We start from the raw sequence: 17,805 nt of genomic DNA on the forward strand, positions 1-17,805 counted from the left end.
TCCCGCCGCGCCGTGCTGCCCGCGCGGCCGGGTCCTTCCTTACGCCCTGTTTTACACCCTGTTGATCAGGAAGTTCGTCAGCAGCGGCACGGGCCGGCCGGTGGCGCCCTTGGCGGCGCCCGACTTCCAGGCGGTGCCGGCGATGTCCACGTGGGCCCATGGATACTTGCGGGTGAAGTTTTCCAGGAATGCGGCGGCGGTGCACGAAGCGCCGCCCGGCGAGCCGATATTGGCCAGGTCGGCGAAGTTCGACTTCAGCTGCTCGTTGTACTGTTCGCCGATCGGCAGGCGCCACACGGTATCGCCGGTGGCGCGGCCGGCCGCGGCGATTTCCTCGGCCAGCGCGTTGTGCTCGTCGTCGTCGCGCGTGAACAGGCCGCTGTGGTGGTGGCCCAGCGCCACGATGCAGGCACCGGTCAGCGTGGCCACGTCGATCACCGCCGCCGGGTTGAAGCGCTCGGCGTAGGTCAGCGCGTCGCACAGGATCAGGCGGCCTTCGGCGTCCGTGTTCAGCACTTCGATCGTCAGGCCGTTCATCGACGTGACGATATCGCCAGGCTTGGTGGCGCGGCCGGACGGCATGTTCTCACAGGCCGGCACGATGCCGATCACATTCAGCTTCAGGCCCATCTCGCCGATCGCGCGGAAGGTGCCCAGCACCGATGCGGCGCCGCCCATGTCGTACTTCATTTCATCCATGCCGGGGCCGGGCTTGATCGAAATGCCGCCCGTGTCGAACGTAATGCCCTTGCCGACCAGCACCACCGGTGCATCCTTCGGCTTGCCGCCCATGTGCTTCAGCACGATGAACTTCGGCGGCTGCTCGCTGCCGTTCGTCACCGACAGGAAGCTGCCCATCTTCAGCGCCTCGAGCTGCTTGCGCTCCAGCACTTCCACATTGAACTTGTACTCCTTGCCCAGGCTCTTCGCGGTCTCGGCCAGGTAGGTCGGGGTGCAGACGTTGGCCGACAGGTTGGCCAGGTCTTTCGTCAGCTGCATGCCGTTCGCCACGGCGATCGCCTGCGCCAGCGCCAGCTTGGTGCCGGCATTGTTCGGCACCGCAAGGGCGATCTTCTTCACGCCGGCGGGCGCCGGGTCCTTCTTCGACTTCTGCGCGTCGGTGCGGTAGATGCTGTCGCGCGCGGCCACCACCACGGCGCGGATCGCCCAGTTCACGTCGCGCTCTTTCAGTTCGGCCAGCGGCAGTGCGATAATGGCGTCCGCCGCGCCCAGCGTGGCAAACACCTTCAGTGCCGCCTGGACGCCGCTGGCGAAGGCTTTTTCGGTCACGCCGTCCGCATTGCCCAGGCCGACCAGCAGCACGCGCTCGGCCGCCACGCCATCCAGGCCGCGCAACAGCAGGGTGGAACCGGGCTTGCCGGTGATGTCGCCGGACTTCAGCGCTGCCGTAATCTGGCCGGCACCATCGAGTGCCTGGGCCGCCTGCGACAGCTTCCTGTTTTCGAATACGGCAACCGCGACACAGCCGGCCTTGGCCGACGCGATGGTGTTCTTGTTGTCGAATGCTTTTATGCTAAAGTCCATTTTTGTTCTCCGTTGGTGCGCCGATGTCCGTCGGATATTCGTATCCTGGACGAACATCAAAGCGCGGTAGCTTAACCCAATCACGTAACCGGCCCCATATGGCCCATATGGCCCATATGGCCCATAGGGCCCATACGCGGTCATATGGGCAGGTTACATAACCTCACTTATCGAATTATAAGCTTCGAATGATTTTCCAACGCGCCCTGAGGCGTGAGCTGCTCGGCTCCGCTGGGGCTACCTTCACGGTGCTGTTCACCATCATCCTCACGTGGACCCTGATCAGGATCCTCGGCCAGGCCGCCGGCGGCAAGGTCGCATCGGGCGACGTCATCGCGCTGATCGCTTTCACGTCGCTCAATTACCTGCCGCTAATCCTCGCGCTGACCAGTTTCATCGCCGTGCTGATGGTGGTCACCCGCACCTACCGCGATTCCGAAATGGTGGTGTGGTTCGCTTCCGGCCAGAGCCTCACCGCATGGATCCGGCCCGTGCTCACGTTCGGCTTTCCGATCATCGTGGTCACCGCGGTGCTGTCGTTCTACGCCGGGCCGTGGGCCAAGCTGCAGTATGCCGAGTACGTCGAGCGCTTCGCCAAGCGCGAGGACCTGCAGAAGGTGTCGCCCGGCCAGTTCAAGGAATCGGGTTCCAGAAACGCGATCTTCTTCGCCGAAGGCACGTCGGGTCAGACGGCTGCGGTGCAGAACGTGTTCGTCAACCAGGTCGATGCGCGCGGCAACTTCATCATCGTGGCAAAGGAAGCCGTGGTCGAAACGGCCGATAACGGCCAGCGCTACCTCGTGATGAAGAACGGCCGCCGCTACCAGGGCGAGCCGGGCCAGGCCGATTTCCAGACGATGGAATTCGACAGCTACAAGATGCGCGTGGCGCAGCAGGCAACCAAGCTCGAAACGATCCAGAAAGTGAATGCGATGCCGACGGCGATACTGGTCAATGTTCCCACCAACCAGGCGCGTGCCGAACTGCTGTGGCGAATTTCCGCGCCGATCACCTGCCTGGTGCTGATGCTGCTGGCAATCCCGCTGGGCTTCGTCAATCCCCGTGCCGGCAGTTCGACGAACCTGATCATCGCGATCCTGATCTTCTTCACGTACTACAACCTGACCGAACTGTTCCGCAAAGGAGTCGAGCAGGGCAGGTTCAGCTTCGTGATGGGCTGGTGGCCGCTGCACGTGGCGGCGCTGTTGACCGTCGTCGCCCTGTTCATGTGGCGCCTGAACGTGAACAGCCGCTGGCATCCGCGTGCGCTGCTGTCTGCGCGCAAGCGCGGGAAGGGGGCGGCATGAGCGTGCTGCAACGCTACTTCGCCGTTTCCATCACGAAGTCCGTCGTGATGGTGCTGCTGGCATTCCTGGGGCTGACGGCCTTCATGGACCTGACCAACGAGCTGTCGTCCGTGGGCCGCAACGGCTATGCATTGAAGGATGCGCTGCTGTTCGTGCTCGTGATGGTTCCCCAGCACGTGTACGAGGTGATGCCGGTCGCGGCGCTGATCGGCACGATCTACACGATGGCGCAGTTCGCGTCGTCGTCCGAATTCACCATCATGCGCGCAGCCGGCATGTCGACGCGGATGGCGGGCGCGATGCTGTTCAAGACCGGCATCGCCTTCGTCGCCATCACCTTCATTTTTGGCGAACTGATCGCCCCGCGCACGGCGCTGATGGCCGAGCGCCTGCACCTGACGGGGCGCGGCACCACGGTGTCCTCGGAATTCCGTTCCGGCCTGTGGACGAAGGACATCGTCAAGAGCGACGGGCTGACCGGCACCGTGCAGGGATCGCGCTTCTTCAACGTGCGCCAGGTGCGCCCGGACAGCAGCCTGGTGGATGTGAAGCTCTACGAGTTCGACAACAGCTACCGCCTGCGCACGCTGACGGTGGCGAAAAGCGGCACTTACCAGGGCAATAACGTGTGGCGCCTGCAGGATGTGACGGAAAACCACTTCACCAACCCCGCATTGCTGAAGGGCGAGGCGACGTCGCGGAACAATTTCGCGCAGGAGACCAGCGCGATCGAAACCCGGCGGCATGCGACCAAGGACCTGATTTCCGAAATCACGCCCAAGATCCTGTCCGTGGCCGCCTCCGACCCGGAACGCATGTCGGCCAACGAGCTGGCCGTGTACACCCGCCACCTGCAGGAAAACCGCCAGCAGACCGAGCGCTTCAAGATCGCGTTCTGGAAAAAGCTGATCGACCCGCTGGCGATCTTCGTGCTGATGGCGCTGGCGCTGCCATTCGCCTACCTGCACACGCGCAGCGGGGGCGTCAGCCTGAAGATCTTCATCGGCATCATGATCGGGGTGAGCTTCCTGCTCGTGAATACGCTGTTCTCCCATGTGGGGGCGCTATCCACGCTGCCTGCCTATGTGATCGCCGTGATGCCGAGCCTTATTTTCCTTGCCCTCGCCGTGGGGGCGCTTTACTGGGTGGAGAGACATTAGTGGAACAGCAGACGAAGCGCGCATTGATCCTGTTTGCCCACGGCGCCCGCGCCGCCAGCTGGGCCGCACCGTTCGAGCGCCTGCGCGCACTGGTGGCGGCGCGCCAGCCCGATGTCGACGTCTCGCTGGCTTTCCTCGAACTGATGACGCCGCGGCTGCCTGAGCGGGCCGCCGAACTGGTGGCACAGGGCGTCACCGACCTGATGGTGGTACCGGTATTCCTGGGACAGGGCGGGCACGTGCTGCGCGACCTGCCGGTGATGATCGACCAGTTGCGCGCCGAGCACCCGCAACTCGCGGTGCGCGTGGCCGAAGCGGCCGGCGAGAATGCCGCCGTGCTGCAGGCTATCGCCGATTACTGCATTGGAACGCTGCTTGACCCCGGTTGATATCGGGCCTTTCGCGATTGCCCAGCCGGTCGTCATCCGAGGAGACATTGCCGCCAACGTCGCGCGCCACGTCGCGCTGGCTGAAACCGCGGCTCGCCACGGCGCGCGCCTGGTATTGTTCCCCGAGCTGGCGTTGACGGGCTACGAACCGGCGCTGGCCGCAAGCCTGGCTCTGGCCGCGGACGATGCCGAGCTGCTGCCGCTGCGTGAAGTGGCGATCCGGCTTGGTCTCGTGCTCGTCACCGGTGCGCCATGGATGACGGCCGGCTTGCCGCGCATCGCCGCGCTGTCGTTCCTGCCGGATGGTGCGCTGCAGGTCTACACCAAGCAGCATCTGCATCCCGGCGAGGATGCCGCCTTTGCCATCGGCGATGGCGGCGCCGGCTTGCGCCTGGGCGAGGCGCACGTGGCGCTGGCGGTGTGCGCCGAGATCGCGCACGCGGAGCACCCTGCCGCGGCGGCGCGTGACGGCGCGGCCCTGTATGCCGCCAGCGTGCTGGTTTCTGAAAACGGCTACGAAGCCGATGCGGCCCTGCTGCGCGGCCATGCCCGCGAACACCGGATGCCGGTCGCGATGGCAAACCATGGCGGCCCTACCGGCGGATGGCGCAGTGCCGGGCGCAGCGCAATATGGGATGAGAGCGGCGACATCGTGATCGCCGCGGACGGTGACGGCGAATGCCTGCTGGTGGCGCAGCGCGCCGATGCGGTGTGGCGCGCCCGGAGCGTCGACGTCACCGGCTGACCCACCGGGGCGGCGCGCATGACGACGCGCCGCCGGAATGCCGACGTCAGTGCTCCGTTACGTTGGCGCGCGCATGCGCCACCATCGCCTGGATCGTCGCGCCCGGGGTTTCGAACTCGCGTTCCACGGCATCGCGCAGTGCATCGGATTTCAACTCGTCCAGCGCGGTGCGCGATACCTGTTCCGCCACGTCCTCTTCGTCCTGGCGCCGCAGCACTTCCACCACGAGCCGCACTTCCTTCGTGTAGTTCAGCACGAACGACAGCAGGGCAGGGGCGGACGACGAACCCGCCGTCTTCACCAGTTCCGCCGTATAGGCGTTCAGGTTGGCCGCCAGCGCCTGCACGCGCGCGGCCGGGTCGCCCAGGTAGCGGCGCGCCAGCGTGAAGTCCTCGGCGGTCACCAGGGCCGGCAGCGCGAAATCGGCACATTGCCGGGCCAGCTCGGGCATCTGGATATCCATCCGCACGAAAAGGTCGTGCGTTGCCCGTTCCTCGCCCAGCGCGCTGTTGATGGCAACGATGTCGCGGAACAGGTCGCGGGACTGGCCGCCCTCCAGCATGCGCGCCGTGTCGCGGTCCCGCAGGCCCTGCAGCGCACGGCGCGCCAGCGGGAACTGCTCGGCCAGGTAGATCCAGTCGCGCAGGGCGAACGACAGGCGCACGCCCGCCAGGCCCGGCTCGACGGCCAGCGCGTTTTCGTGGAACCACAGGTGATCGCGCAACGCATCCTCGTACCGGCCTTCCAGCCGCGCCGTGCGCGCCCGCTCCAGTACGTCGTGTGCTTGTCCCATGCTGCCCCCGCAAAATTGAAAGGCGATATTCTAGCAGCGCTGATTTGCTTTATCGTCCGTACCGGCTAGATCCGCTTGTTGCGCTTGTACCAGAGCGGCAGCAGCCACCAGACCGAGGCGACGATCGCGCCGATCGCTCCGGCCACGGCCAGGCCGATGTGGTGTCCGAATACCTCCGAAACGACGAGGTTCGTGCCCAGCACGAGGGCGATGCCGAGCGCGATGGAGCCGGCCACGATCTGCCGCGTCGCAAAACGCTTGAAACGTTCGCGGTCCATCAGCGGGCGCATCACGCGATGCTGCACCGCAGGGCCCGATAGCAGGATCAGGCTCGTGAGTGCAAAGAACAGCGTGGCGAGGAACACGTATTTTTCCGATTGCACGATGTTCCGGAAGCCGCCATTGAAGGGCAGGATGATCAGGAACGCGGCCAGCGTCTGCGCACCGGGCAGTACGATGCGCATCTCGCTCAGCATATCGGAGAAGTCGCCGTCCTCGGGCAGGTCGGCATCGGGATTTTGTTCTGGGTCGGCTTTCATCGCCATTCATTATAGGCGTCGCTGCTCGACGGTGGCGCCACGCAAACGGCGTTGTTCCGCCACAGCCGTGCCCCGCAGCGCTGGCGCGGGCCGAATGCGTTGACATGGCTGTGCATACGTGGAACCATGCTATGCGCGTGGTAGTGGCACCGGACCATTGCCGGCGTAGTTAACGGAAGTCGCAGCTATACGGGTCATGAGGTCGCAAGTTCGAATCTTGCCGTCCCTATTCAGGGGGGACGTAGCTCAGCGGCAGAGTGCATGACGAGTTACGACAATCCGTTTTAACGTCTTCCCCGCCCCGCTTGCCGGGGCGGGGCCCCATTCAAGGCGCACCCCTTCGAGGCGCACGATGTTCCTGATCCTTCAATTCCCGTTGGGCGATCTGCGGTCTTTCGTGACGGAACACTCCCGCCTTCCCCATCCTGCCTGGCCACAACCCGGCGTGGGACAGTATCTGCGCTCGGCCGGACAGGTGAGACGGCGCCACCTCGGCGGGCTGAATAACTGGATCGGCGAGTCCAAAATCTGCCACGCCAACCATGCGCTGCGGTTTTCCGGCGATCGCAACGACTTCAAGATCGACGGTGACATTGCCCTGGAACCCTGCTTCCGCCGGTTCTTTTTCGATGGCTACATCGCTGGAAAATTCGAGATCGGGTTTCGGGTCAATGCAGGCAGTTCGCCCATCGATCTCGACAAGCAGGACTTCAACCGGATGTTGGCCAAGCTCTTTTCCCACCCGGTGCACATCGCGCGACACAGGGACGAGAAGGCCATCCCGCTGATCAGTGCGGGCCGGAAGCTGGCCGGGTTCTATGCCAGCGCCAGTACGTCGGGGCGGCCTGTAGAGCAGGAAAGGCAAGATGCGGCCCTGGTCGAACCGGGTGCCCCGCTACTATTCATCGAAGCCGGCGCGGAGGACCGGGTCCGCAATCCATTCCATGCCAAGGAAATTGCCGGCCTGGACACATCCAGGGTCACGCTGTCGCACTTCTGGCTCAACAACGCGAAGTTGAGCAACACAGAGATCCGCTGCTGGCTGATGCACTGTCGAGGCGGCCGCACCGACTATGCACGGGAGTTGCGGATTTCCCTGCTCAGGTTGAACGCCAGCCGGGTCGGGCTGGAAGTGCTGGCCGATGCGTTGAGAACGAAGCGCGTCAGCCCCGAGCCGTTCAGCGAACAATCGGAGCGTTTGCAGTTGTACTTGAGCGACGTGGTGGACCGCTATGTGCGCGTGCCGCCTGAATTCCAGCATTCGAGCCTGCTTGGCATCGCGCTGCAGTCGGAAAACGCGGTACTTGCCAATGACGCAGGCCTGCTGATCGACATCCTGAAGACCGAGACGAGGATTCGCCGCCAGGTGCTGGGGAAGGCGGAACGGTCACTGGCAACACTGTCGAATGCTATCCAATCCAACGCATTTTCATCGGAAAGGTTCAATCTCATCATGGGCGATCAGATCAGTGGCGACAAATACGAGGCAGGGCAGGTGGTAACCCAGGGCGCCAATGCCAAAACCGAGGTGCAGCAGGTGACGTTCAACCAGATCTGGCAGCAGAACAAGGAAAAGGTCGACCTCGGTGCGCTTGGTGCCGAACTGGCCACGCTGCGTTCCGAACTCGGCGCGAAGGCAAGTGCGCCGGAACACTACATCGAGATCGGAGCCATTGCCTCAGCGGAGGTGGAGGCCGGCAAGGGTAACGGCGAGAAGGTGTACGAGGCGCTGGCCAAGGCTGGAAAATGGAGCCTGGAGGTGGCGGAGAAAATCGGCATTGGCGTGGCTACCGCTGCCCTGAAGACTTCGCTGGGAGTCTGACGCCACCACGCGCGTCCGGCACCTGCTCAGTCCTGCTGCCGTTCGCGCGCTTCCATCGCTTCGCCCAGCATCACCAGCACGGGGCCATGTGGCGTGTCGAGTCCATGCGCCAGCTTCGCCAGCGTAATGCGCTCGATGCGCTGGTCGTGGCGGCTCACATTCTCCAGCACGAGCACCGGCGTCTCCGGCCTGCGGCCCTGTAGCAGCAGGCGCTGCGCGGTTGCGATGGCTTCACGGCCGCCCATGTACTGCACCAGCGTGTCGGTGGAGGGAATGCCGGACAGGTCGTCCTCGCCGGGGGCGGTGCTCGAGGTGAAGAAAGCGACGCTGCGGGCGATGCCACGTTTCGTCAGCGGCTGCTTGGCCGCTGCCGCCGCGGCAACGGCCGTGGTGATGCCGGGTACCACTTCGACGTCGATGCCTTCCGCTTCCAGTGCCGTCAATTCCTCGTCGGCGCGGCCGAACAGCATCGGGTCGCCACCTTTCAGGCGCACCACGCGCGCATACTTGCGCGCGCATTCGACCAGCTGGGCATTGATGAAGTCCTGCGCCGCCGAGCGCTGGCCGGCGCGCTTGCCGACCGAGATCAGGTGAGCCTGCGGGCACAGCGCCAGCATGTCAGGCGTCACCAGTGCGTCATACAGCACCACTTCCGCTTCGGCCAGCAGGCGTGCGCCGCGTACCGTGATCAGGTCCGCAGCGCCGGGACCGGCGCCCACCAAATAAACTTTTCCGACTGCTGGCAAACCGGACTCCCATGCTGGCGTTGGTGAAAACTGCTGTATCGATCAGGCGCCGAGGCGCGAATCAAAGCCGCGAATCAAAGCCGCGAATCAGATCCGCGAATCAGAGCCTGATCATGCCGGCCGCCACGGTCTGGTGCGTGACCTCATCGATCAGGATGAAGGCCCCGGTGGCGCGGATATCGGCATACGCATCGGCGGCCAGTGGCTGCTGCACGGTCAGGCCGATGCGGGCCACATCGTTCAGCTTCAATGCCTCGGCATCGTGACGCTGCTGCGTGTTGATGTCAAGGATCGAGTCGATCTTCGTGATCTTCGCGGCGGTCTGCTTGGTGCCGTGCTTCAGCCAGTACTTGCGGCGCAGGTCCAGCGGTTCCTCGGACAGCCAGCACACATCCGCGTTCACCTGCTTGAGCAGCGCGGCCGGCTGTTCGGCGGATGCCAGCACGTCGCCGCGTGACACGTCGACGTACTCGTTCAGCACGATCGTCACCGACTGGCCGGCGGTCGCCGACTGCAGCGCGCCGTCGAACGTGACGATTTCCTTCACCGTGGCGGTATGGCCGGAAGGCTGCACCACCAGCTTGTCGCCGACGCTCACCTTGCCGGCTTCGATGCGGCCCATGTAGCCGCGGAAGTCGTTGGCTTCATGGCCATTGTGGCGTGCCACCAGCTGCACCGGGAAGCGGAATGGCGAAGCATGGGACTCGTCATACACGGACAGCGATTCGAGCAGCTCGATCAGGGTCGGGCCCTGGTACCACGCCATGTTGGCGCTCTTTTCGACCACGTTGTCGCCGGTCAGGGCGGACAGCGGAATCGGCGTGATGTCCTTCAGGCCCAGCGTCTGCGCGAATTCGCCGTAAGCCTTGACGATGCGGTCGTACACGTCCTGGTCGTAGTTCACCAGGTCCATCTTGTTCACGGCCACCACTACGTGCTCGATCTGCAGCAGGTGCGCGATGGTCGAGTGGCGTTTGGTCTGGATCAGCAGGTCCACGCCGCCGTCTTCGCGCAGCTTCACTTTCGATACGTCGATCAGGATGATCACCGCATCGGCGGTCGATGCGCCGGTGACCATGTTGCGGGTGTACTGCTCGTGGCCGGGCGTGTCGGCGATGATGAACTTGCGCTTCGGCGTGGCGAAGTAGCGGTAGGCCACGTCGATCGTGATGCCCTGTTCGCGTTCCGCTTCCAGGCCATCCGTCAGCAGCGACAGGTCGATCGTGTCGCCCACGGTGCGCTTGTGCTTGGCGCGCGACACCGCGGCCAGCTGGTCGGCGAAGATGCCCTTGCTGTCGAACAGCAGGCGGCCGATCAGCGTGCTCTTGCCGTCGTCGACGGAACCGGCAGTGATGAAGCGTAGCAGGGACGATGCCGCGTCCGGCGATTGGCTGATTTGTTCTTTGGTCATGGCGTTCATCAGAAGTATCCGGCTTTCTTGCGTTTTTCCATCGAGGCTTCGGAGGTCTGGTCGTCCATCCGCGTCGCACCCCGTTCGGTGACCTGGGTGACGGCCGTCTCGGCGATGATCGCATCGACGTCCGCCGCATCCGAGGAGACCGGGCAGGTGCACGAAATGTCGCCCACGGTGCGGAAGCGCACCACCTGGGTCTCCACCGTTTCGCCTTCGCGCGGCGGCGTGATGTCGGTCAGCGGGACGAGCAGGCCGTTGCGTGGAATGACCTGGCGTTCGTGCGCGAAGTAGATCGACGGCAGCGCCAGTTTTTCGCGGGCGATGTACTGCCACACGTCCAGTTCCGTCCAGTTCGAGATCGGGAACACGCGCATGTTTTCGCCCGGATGCACGCGGGTGTTATACAGGTCCCACAGTTCGGGGCGCTGCGCCTTCGGATCCCACTGGCCGAATTCATCGCGGAACGAGAAGATACGCTCCTTGGCCCGTGCCTTTTCTTCGTCGCGGCGGGCGCCGCCGATGCAGGCGTCGAAGCCGTGTTCGGCGATCGTTTCCAGCAGGGTCACGGCTTGCGCGGCGTTGCGCGAGTCCGTCGCCGGATTACGCAGGCGCACGGTGCCCTTGCGGATCGACTCTTCGACGGAACCGACGATCAGGCGCTCGCCCAGTTCGGCCACGCGGCGGTCGCGGAACTCGATCACTTCCGGGAAGTTGTGGCCGGTATCCACGTGCACCAGCGGGAACGGGAATTTACCGGGACGGAAAGCCTTTTCGGCCAGGCGCAGCAGGACAACCGAATCTTTGCCGCCGGAGAACAGCAGCGCGGGATTGCTGCATTCCGCCGCGACTTCGCGCAGGATGTGGATCGCTTCCGATTCGAGGGCGTCCAGGTGGCGCGAATTCACGTCCTCCAGCCCGGTAATCTGATTTTCTGCCAGTGCGTTCATGTGTTTTCTCTTGTTGTGGCCTGCGTGATAGTGATGCAAGCGTGTTGATTCAAGCGGCCACGGATTTGATTCGAATGAGCTTGCCGTCGACGACGTGCAGCCCGCATTCCTTCGATTCGGGATTTTCCCACCACCAGCGGCCGGCGCGGACATCCTCGCCGGGCTGGATCGCGCGGGTGCACGGTTCGCAGCCGATCGACGGGAAGCCCTGGTCGTGCAGCGCGTTGGTCGGCACGTCGTTGGCGCGCAGGTACTCCCACACGTCTTCCTCGGACCAGTCGGCCAGGGGGTTGAACTTGTCCATCAGGTGCCCGGGATCGTCCTCGTGTACCTGCAGCGTGGTACGCGTGTTCGACTGCGCGCGGCGCTGGCCCGTGATCCAGGCCTTGTTGCCGGCCAGTGCGCGGCCCAGCGGTTCCACCTTGCGGATGCGGCAGCATTCCTTGCGCATGTCCACGCTGTCGTAGAACGCGTTCAGGCCATTCTGCGCCACGTACTGGTCGACCGCATCCTGCTGCGGGCGGTACAGCGCGATCTCGTAGCCGTAATGGTCCTTCACACGGTCCAGCATCGCCAGCGTTTCCTTGTGCAGGCGGCCCGTCTCCAGCGAGAAGATGCCGATCGACAGCTTCGCTTTCAGGATCAGGTCGGTCAGCACCATGTCCTCGGCGGCGAGGCTGGATGCAAACACGGCTGGCGTGTACTCGCGTGCGATCAGCTCCAGGGTCTGCCTGGTGGATGCAACGAGAGAATCGAGCTTGCTCATGTGTGTTCCTCGGGTGTTCAGATGCCGGAGCCGATGTCGTTGTGCTCGCGCGCGCCTGCCACGCGGGCATGGCGGCGGAACAGCGGCAGCTTGTCGTCGACCGAGGCCTGGTACGTTTCCGAAAACACGGTCAGGCCTTTCAGGGCATCTTCGATGCTGCGGTCCGGGCGCGGTGCGTAAGCATCGAAGCCGGTGCGCTTCATCTGGAACAGCTGGTCGCGCAGCACGTCGCCGATCGCGCGCAGTTCGCCCTTGTAACCCAGGCGCATGCGCAGGTTATAGGCGATGGAATAGCCGCGGCCGTCGGTGAACTTGGGGAAGTTCACGGCGATTACGCTGAACTTGTCCAGTTCGCCCTTCAGTTCTTCTGGCCGTTCGTCGGACTGCAGCCACACGCCGATTTCCGAACGGGTGGCCAGCGCTTCCTTCTGCGCCTGCCACACCTTCAATGGCACGATGACCTTGCCGGCGGCAACGTCGACCGTGGCCGCTTCCTGGCCTTCTGCCAACTGCAAAACGGTCCAGTCGTCGCTGACGATCTCTTGACCCTTGATGATTTTTTGATCAGGCATATTCGTCTTCTCCTACCAGGCGGCCCGGTTCGTTGATCGGCGTGGCATAAACATGTTCCTTGAACGGGGCGATTCCCAGGCGCTGCACGGTGTCGACGAATTTCTCGTCCGGCGTGCGTTCGCGCAGGTACACCTGCAGCAGGCGGTCGATCACCTCCGGCATCTGGTGCGCGGAGAACGACGGGCCGATGATCTTGCCGATGGCCGCCGCGTTACCCTGCGCGCCGCCGATCGACACCTGATACCATTCGCTGCCGTCCTTGTCGACGCCCAGCACGCCGATGCTGCCGACGTGGTGGTGGCCGCAGGCGTTGATGCAGCCGCTGATGTTCAGCTCGATGTCGCCGATGTCGTGCAGGAAATCGAGGTGGTCGAAGCGTTCCGCGATGGCTGCCGAGATCGGGATCGATTTCGCGTTCGCCAGCGAGCAGAAGTCGCCGCCCGGGCAGCAGATGATGTCCGTCAGCAGGCCGATGTTCGGCGTCGCCAGGCCATGCGCCTTGATCTCTTTCCACAGGTCGAACAGCTGCGCCTGCTTCACGTCCGCCAGCACGATGTTCTGCTCGTGCGTCACGCGCAGTTCGCCGAAACTGTAGCGGTCGGCCAGGTCGGCCATGAAGTCCATCTGTTCCGCGGTGGCGTCGCCCGGCGGCACGCCGGTTTTCTTCAGCGACAGGATCACGGCGGTGTAGCCCGGCTGCTTGTGGGCCTTGACGTTGCGGCTCAGCCAGTTGGCGAACGCCTTGTTGTCCTCGTGGCCGGCACGCGGGTCGATGGCCGGCAGCGCTTCATACGGATGTGGCTGGAAGTAGGCGATGACGCGCTCCATTTCCTCCAGCGTCAGCGTTTCCTCGGTACCTTTCAGGTCCGCCCATTCTTCTTCGACCTGACGCGTGAATTCCTCGGCGCCGATGGCCTTCAGCAGGATCTTGATGCGTGCCTTGTACTTGTTGTCGCGCCGGCCGTACTGGTTATACACGCGCATGATCGCTTCCGTGTAGGTCAGCAGGTGCTCGCGCGGCAGGAATTCGCGGATCGTGGTACCGATGATCGGGGTGCGGCCCATGCCGCCGCCGACCATCACCTTGAAGCCGATCTCGCCGGCTTCGTTGTGCACCACCGTCAGGCCGATGTCGTGGATCGCGATCGCGGCGCGGTCTTCCACGGCGCCGTTGATCGCCACCTTGAACTTGCGGGGCAGGGCGATGAACTCGGGGTGGAACGTGGACCACTGGCGCAGCACTTCCGCGTACGGGCGCGGATCGATGATCTCGTCGGCGGCCACGCCGGCGAATTCGTCCGACGTCACGTTGCGGATGCAGTTGCCGGACGTCTGGATGGCGTGCATCTCGACTGACGCCAGATCGGCCAGGATGTCCGGCGTGTGTTCCAGTTCGATCCAGTTGAACTGGATGTTCTGGCGCGTGGTGAAGTGGCCATAGCCGCGGTCGTACTTGCGGGCGATATGGGCGAACATGCGCATCTGCGCGGACGACAGCAGGCCGTACGGCACCGCGATCCGCAGCATGTAGGCATGGCGCTGCATGTACAGGCCGTTCTGCAGGCGCAGCGGCAGGAATTCTTCTTCGGTCAACTCACCGGACAGCCGGCGCTGCACTTGGTCGCGGTACTGCGCAATGCGCTCCCGCACGATGAGATGGTCGTATTGATCGTATTGGTACATAGCGTTCCTATAGTCGCAGGCGAGGGGCATACCGGCAGGTTGTCCCCAAGATAGGCAGTATCGTAATAAACTCACGCTTTATTCCAAACGACTTAGTCTTTATTTGCTTATATGCGTGGGCGGTATAAGCTTCAGCGTAAAATAGCGGACTTACCGCCAGGAACTACATGAATCTTCATCAACTTCGTTTCGTACGGGAAGCCGTCCGCCAGAACTACAACCTGACCGATGCCGCCAAGGCGCTGTTTACATCGCAGCCGGGCGTATCGAAGGCCATCATCGAGCTCGAGGAAGAACTGGGGGTGGATATCTTCACCCGGCATGGCAAGCGGATCCGCGGGTTAACGGAGCCGGGCAGGCTGGTCCTGGAGTCCGTCGAGCTGATCATGCAGGAAATCGACAGCCTGAAGCGGATCGGCAAGGAATATGCGGCACAGGACAGTGGCAGCTTCACGATCGCCACGACCCATACGCAGGCGCGCTACACGCTGCCGAAGGTGGTGCAGGCGTTCATGGTGAAGTTTCCGAAAGTGCGCTTGTCTCTTTTGCAAGGCAATCCACGCCAGATCGCCGAAATGGTGCAGCGCGACCAGGCCGACCTGGCCATTGCCACGGAATCGATTGCCGGTGTCGACAACCTGATCACGCTGCCGTGCTACCAGTGGGAACACGTGGTCGTGGTGCCGCCCGAACATCCTTTGCTAAAAGGCAAGTCGGTCACGCTGGAAGATATCGCTACCTATCCGATCATCACCTATGACGGCGCATTTGCCGGCCGCAGCAAGATCGACCATGCTTTCTCGCTGCGCGGCCTGAAGCCGGATGTGCTGCTGGAGGCGATCGATGCCGACGTGATCAAGACTTATGTGGAACTGGGCATGGGGATCGGTATCATCGCCGGCATGGCGTTTGATGCCGAGCGGGACCGTAACCTGCGCGCGATTTCGGTCGGCCACCTGTTCGGCATGAATGTCTCGCGCGTGGCGGTGAAGCAGGGCGCTTATCTGCGCTCCTATATTTATACGTTCATCGAGCTGCTGGCGCCTACCCTGAACCGCAAGCTGGTGGAGCAGGCAATGCGCGGCGAGCAGGAAAACTACGAATTATGAATCACGAAACATTGCAGCGGTATTACGCACTGAACGCGGCCGCCATCGAAAACGTCTATGACAAACCGGAGCGGCAGGCCGACCTGGCCTTGCTGCGCGAAAAGGTGCCGGCGCTGCTGCGCGGGCACAAAGTGCTGGAGATCGCCTGCGGTACCGGCTACTGGACGCGGCTGATCGGCGCCAGTGCTGCTTCGGTCCACGCCATCGACATCAACGAGGAAGCCCTGGCGCTGGCGCGCGCGCGGCAGCCAGGCAACGGCGAGGGCGGTAACGTCACCTTCGCCCAGGCGGATGCGTTCGACCTGCCGCCGGCGCTTGGCGAATACACGGCCGTGTTCGCAGGCTTCTGGTGGTCGCATGTCAAACGCGAAGAGCAGGAACGCTTACTGGCGCAATGGCGTGCAAAGCTGGGCAAGGATGTGCTGGTGGTGCTGCTCGATAACGTTTACGTCGATGGCAGCAGCACCGTCATTGCCCGCACGGACCAGGAAGGCAATACCTACCAGTTCCGCACGCTGGCGTCGGGAGAGCGGCTTGAAATCGTCAAGAACTTCCCGACCGACAGCTACCTGCGCAAGAAACTGGCCGCGGCGGTAAAGGAAATCCGCATCGAACGCTGGCAATATTACTGGCTGCTGACGGCACGCCTGAAGTAAACGCAATGGCTGTTGTGTTTTGGTAACAAGTTGGTGATGTCATATTGTTGAAGTATTTGGAAGGCATGATACGCCGCGTCAGACCCCCAGCGGTCTCACAGTCCGACCAACTTCAACAAGAGAACATCAAAGTGAAAAAACTTACCCTGGCCGTACTCATCGCCGGCAGCTTCGCAGCCACCGCCTCCGCCCAGTCGAACGTCACCATCTACGGTATCGTGGATGCGGGTATCGTCCGTGAGACCGGCGGCGCAAACGGCGACGTCACCAAGGTGACGAGCGGCATCGGCAGCCAGTCGCGTATCGGCTTCCGCGGCACCGAAGACCTGGGCAATGGCCTGTCCGCGATCTTCACGCTGGAATCGGGCTACAAGCTGGACGATGGCACGGTCGACAGCTCGGGCACCCTGTTCAACCGCCAGGCCTTTGTCGGCCTGTCCAGCAAGACGCTGGGTACGCTGACCCTGGGCCGCCAGTACAACCCGCTGTACAACGCCCTGTCGAAGGTTGCCGACCCGTTCGGCGCCGGCTATGCAGGCAGCGCCAAGAACCTGTTCCCGGCCGGCGGCGTGAACACCCGCGTGTCGAACGCGATCGTGTACGCCTCGCCGAAGTGGTCCGGTTTCTCGGTCGAAGGCATGTACGCACTGGGCGAGCAGGCTGGCGACAGCGAAGCTGGCCGCCTGTTCTCGATCGGCTTCAACTACTCGCAGGGCGGACTGAACGCTGCCCTGGTGTACAACAATCGTAACAATGACACCGTTGCTTCCGGCACCACCCCGGCCGCCGATCGCGAAAACGGCAAGAACACGCTGTTGGCAGTCAACTACGACTTCAAGGTCGTCAAGGTGTTCGCCGCGTTCGAGCGCGACAAAGGCCTGAACAGCTCGCCGATCCCGGTCGCCAACGCGTTCGGCTACGCCGTCGCGCCACGCGCCTCGCTGGAAGCCGACGATGCGCTGCTGGGCGTGCAGGTGCCGGTCGGCTCCGGCAAGATCATCGCTTCGTGGATGAACAAGAACGACAAGACCGCCAACAACCAGGACGCGCGCCAGTGGGCCGTGGGCTACTCGCACGATCTGTCGAAGCGCACCAGCGCCTATGTTGCATACGCGAAGATCGACAACAAGAACGGCGCCGGCTACACCGTGGGCAACAACAACGAAGCGGGCAGCGGCGACACCGGCTTCAACCTGGGTATCCGTCACACCTTCTGATGTCGTGACCGACGTGTGAATGCGAGACGCCCGGTGCAAGCCGGGCGTTTTTATTTGGGTGCGCCCAGCATGGGCGCACTCCTGTGGGTGAAAGTCCCGCCGCGAGCTGACCACAGCGAGCGAAGTGAAGCGCAACTGCGGAAGAGTAATCGACCGTGGGAAGGAAGCGTGGAGCGTAAATCATGAGCCGAGGAACACGAATCGCATAGAAGGCGCTGCCAAGCAGGGCGAGCGGGCCCAAGACCGCGAAGCTCTTGTGGTCAAGGCGAAGCGGCGTAGATGCGGCGGTTGTGTGATGAAGGAGTGCGGCCCTTACCTGGGGACGCCCTGCCTCACGTCTGAAAGGACGGCGGCGTTGCCGTAGCAGGGTCTCAGCAGAGGTCATAGTAGTTGG

17 protein-coding genes are annotated in these 17,805 nt (G+C 63.4%); 8 read left to right on the top strand and 9 right to left on the bottom strand.

The annotated features are described in order from the left end of the window. Positions 1-51: 51 nt before the first annotated feature. A complete protein-coding gene (locus tag ACY34H_RS09600; protein ID WP_464977261.1) occupies positions 52-1,545 on the bottom strand; it encodes a leucyl aminopeptidase in 1,494 nt (497 codons plus the stop codon). A gap of 188 nt (positions 1,546-1,733) precedes the next feature. Here ACY34H_RS09600 and lptF point away from each other — a divergent pair, with 188 nt between their 5' ends. The 4 genes from lptF to ACY34H_RS09620 are packed head-to-tail and all read left to right on the top strand — an operon-like array spanning position 1,734 to position 5,146. Then, positions 1,734-2,852, top strand: a complete 1,119-nt coding sequence (lptF, locus tag ACY34H_RS09605; protein WP_464977262.1) for an LPS export ABC transporter permease LptF — start codon at positions 1,734-1,736, stop codon at positions 2,850-2,852. Then, a complete protein-coding gene (gene lptG, locus ACY34H_RS09610) occupies positions 2,849-4,012 on the top strand; it encodes an LPS export ABC transporter permease LptG (RefSeq protein ID WP_464977263.1) in 1,164 nt (387 codons plus the stop codon). The genes lptF and lptG overlap by 4 nt, the downstream gene beginning before the upstream one ends. Next, positions 4,012-4,401, top strand: coding sequence for a sirohydrochlorin chelatase (locus ACY34H_RS09615; protein ID WP_464977264.1), 390 nt, complete (start codon positions 4,012-4,014; stop codon positions 4,399-4,401). Before lptG ends, ACY34H_RS09615 begins: the two co-directional genes overlap by 1 nt. Beyond that, the gene (locus tag ACY34H_RS09620; protein WP_464977265.1) at positions 4,388-5,146 is read left to right on the top strand and encodes a carbon-nitrogen hydrolase family protein; all 759 of its coding nucleotides are present in this window, start codon (positions 4,388-4,390) and stop codon (positions 5,144-5,146) included. Before ACY34H_RS09615 ends, ACY34H_RS09620 begins: the two co-directional genes overlap by 14 nt. 46 nt (positions 5,147-5,192) lie before the next feature. Here the strand turns inward: ACY34H_RS09620 and ACY34H_RS09625 are convergent, their stop codons facing one another. Continuing rightward, positions 5,193-5,939 (bottom strand): hypothetical protein, encoded by a 747-nt coding sequence (locus ACY34H_RS09625; RefSeq protein ID WP_464977266.1) that lies wholly within the window; start codon positions 5,937-5,939, stop codon positions 5,193-5,195. 65 nt (positions 5,940-6,004) lie between these two features. Beyond that, on the bottom strand, positions 6,005-6,484 hold the full coding sequence (locus ACY34H_RS09630; protein WP_464977267.1) for a DUF6328 family protein: 480 nt from the start codon (positions 6,482-6,484) through the stop codon (positions 6,005-6,007). Positions 6,485-6,830: 346 nt separating this feature from the next. Here ACY34H_RS09630 and ACY34H_RS09635 point away from each other — a divergent pair, with 346 nt between their 5' ends. Then, positions 6,831-8,300: a hypothetical protein gene (locus ACY34H_RS09635; RefSeq protein ID WP_464977268.1), complete on the top strand. Its 1,470-nt coding sequence runs from the start codon at positions 6,831-6,833 to the stop codon at positions 8,298-8,300. Positions 8,301-8,326: 26 nt separating this feature from the next. Here the strand turns inward: ACY34H_RS09635 and cobA are convergent, their stop codons facing one another. From cobA to ACY34H_RS09665, 6 genes are all read right to left on the bottom strand, one after another. After that, positions 8,327-9,046 (bottom strand): uroporphyrinogen-III C-methyltransferase, encoded by a 720-nt coding sequence (gene cobA, locus ACY34H_RS09640; protein ID WP_464977269.1) that lies wholly within the window; start codon positions 9,044-9,046, stop codon positions 8,327-8,329. 100 nt (positions 9,047-9,146) lie between these two features. Beyond that, positions 9,147-10,466 carry a sulfate adenylyltransferase subunit 1 gene (locus ACY34H_RS09645; protein ID WP_464977270.1) on the bottom strand — a complete coding sequence of 440 codons (1,320 nt, stop codon included), beginning with the start codon at positions 10,464-10,466 and terminating at the stop codon, positions 9,147-9,149. Then, positions 10,466-11,407 (bottom strand): sulfate adenylyltransferase subunit CysD, encoded by a 942-nt coding sequence (cysD, locus tag ACY34H_RS09650; RefSeq protein WP_464977271.1) that lies wholly within the window; start codon positions 11,405-11,407, stop codon positions 10,466-10,468. The genes ACY34H_RS09645 and cysD overlap by 1 nt, the downstream gene beginning before the upstream one ends. A gap of 49 nt (positions 11,408-11,456) precedes the next feature. Then, the gene (locus ACY34H_RS09655) at positions 11,457-12,173 is read right to left on the bottom strand and encodes a phosphoadenylyl-sulfate reductase (RefSeq protein WP_464977272.1); all 717 of its coding nucleotides are present in this window, start codon (positions 12,171-12,173) and stop codon (positions 11,457-11,459) included. A 17-nt stretch (positions 12,174-12,190) separates the two neighbouring features. After that, positions 12,191-12,745 carry a DUF934 domain-containing protein gene (locus ACY34H_RS09660; RefSeq protein WP_464977273.1) on the bottom strand — a complete coding sequence of 185 codons (555 nt, stop codon included), beginning with the start codon at positions 12,743-12,745 and terminating at the stop codon, positions 12,191-12,193. Continuing rightward, positions 12,738-14,429, bottom strand: coding sequence for a nitrite/sulfite reductase (locus ACY34H_RS09665; RefSeq protein WP_464977274.1), 1,692 nt, complete (start codon positions 14,427-14,429; stop codon positions 12,738-12,740). Before ACY34H_RS09665 ends, ACY34H_RS09660 begins: the two co-directional genes overlap by 8 nt. 167 nt (positions 14,430-14,596) lie before the next feature. Here ACY34H_RS09665 and ACY34H_RS09670 point away from each other — a divergent pair, with 167 nt between their 5' ends. From ACY34H_RS09670 to ACY34H_RS09680, 3 genes are all read left to right on the top strand, one after another. Next, a complete protein-coding gene (locus ACY34H_RS09670) occupies positions 14,597-15,538 on the top strand; it encodes a CysB family HTH-type transcriptional regulator (RefSeq protein WP_464977275.1) in 942 nt (313 codons plus the stop codon). Continuing rightward, on the top strand, positions 15,535-16,194 hold the full coding sequence (locus ACY34H_RS09675; RefSeq protein ID WP_464977276.1) for a class I SAM-dependent methyltransferase: 660 nt from the start codon (positions 15,535-15,537) through the stop codon (positions 16,192-16,194). The genes ACY34H_RS09670 and ACY34H_RS09675 overlap by 4 nt, the downstream gene beginning before the upstream one ends. Positions 16,195-16,325: 131 nt before the next feature. Then, positions 16,326-17,411: a porin gene (locus ACY34H_RS09680; RefSeq protein WP_464977277.1), complete on the top strand. Its 1,086-nt coding sequence runs from the start codon at positions 16,326-16,328 to the stop codon at positions 17,409-17,411. Positions 17,412-17,805 lie beyond the last annotated feature (394 nt).

Source organism: Pseudoduganella sp. jia 9 (genome assembly GCF_055502615.1).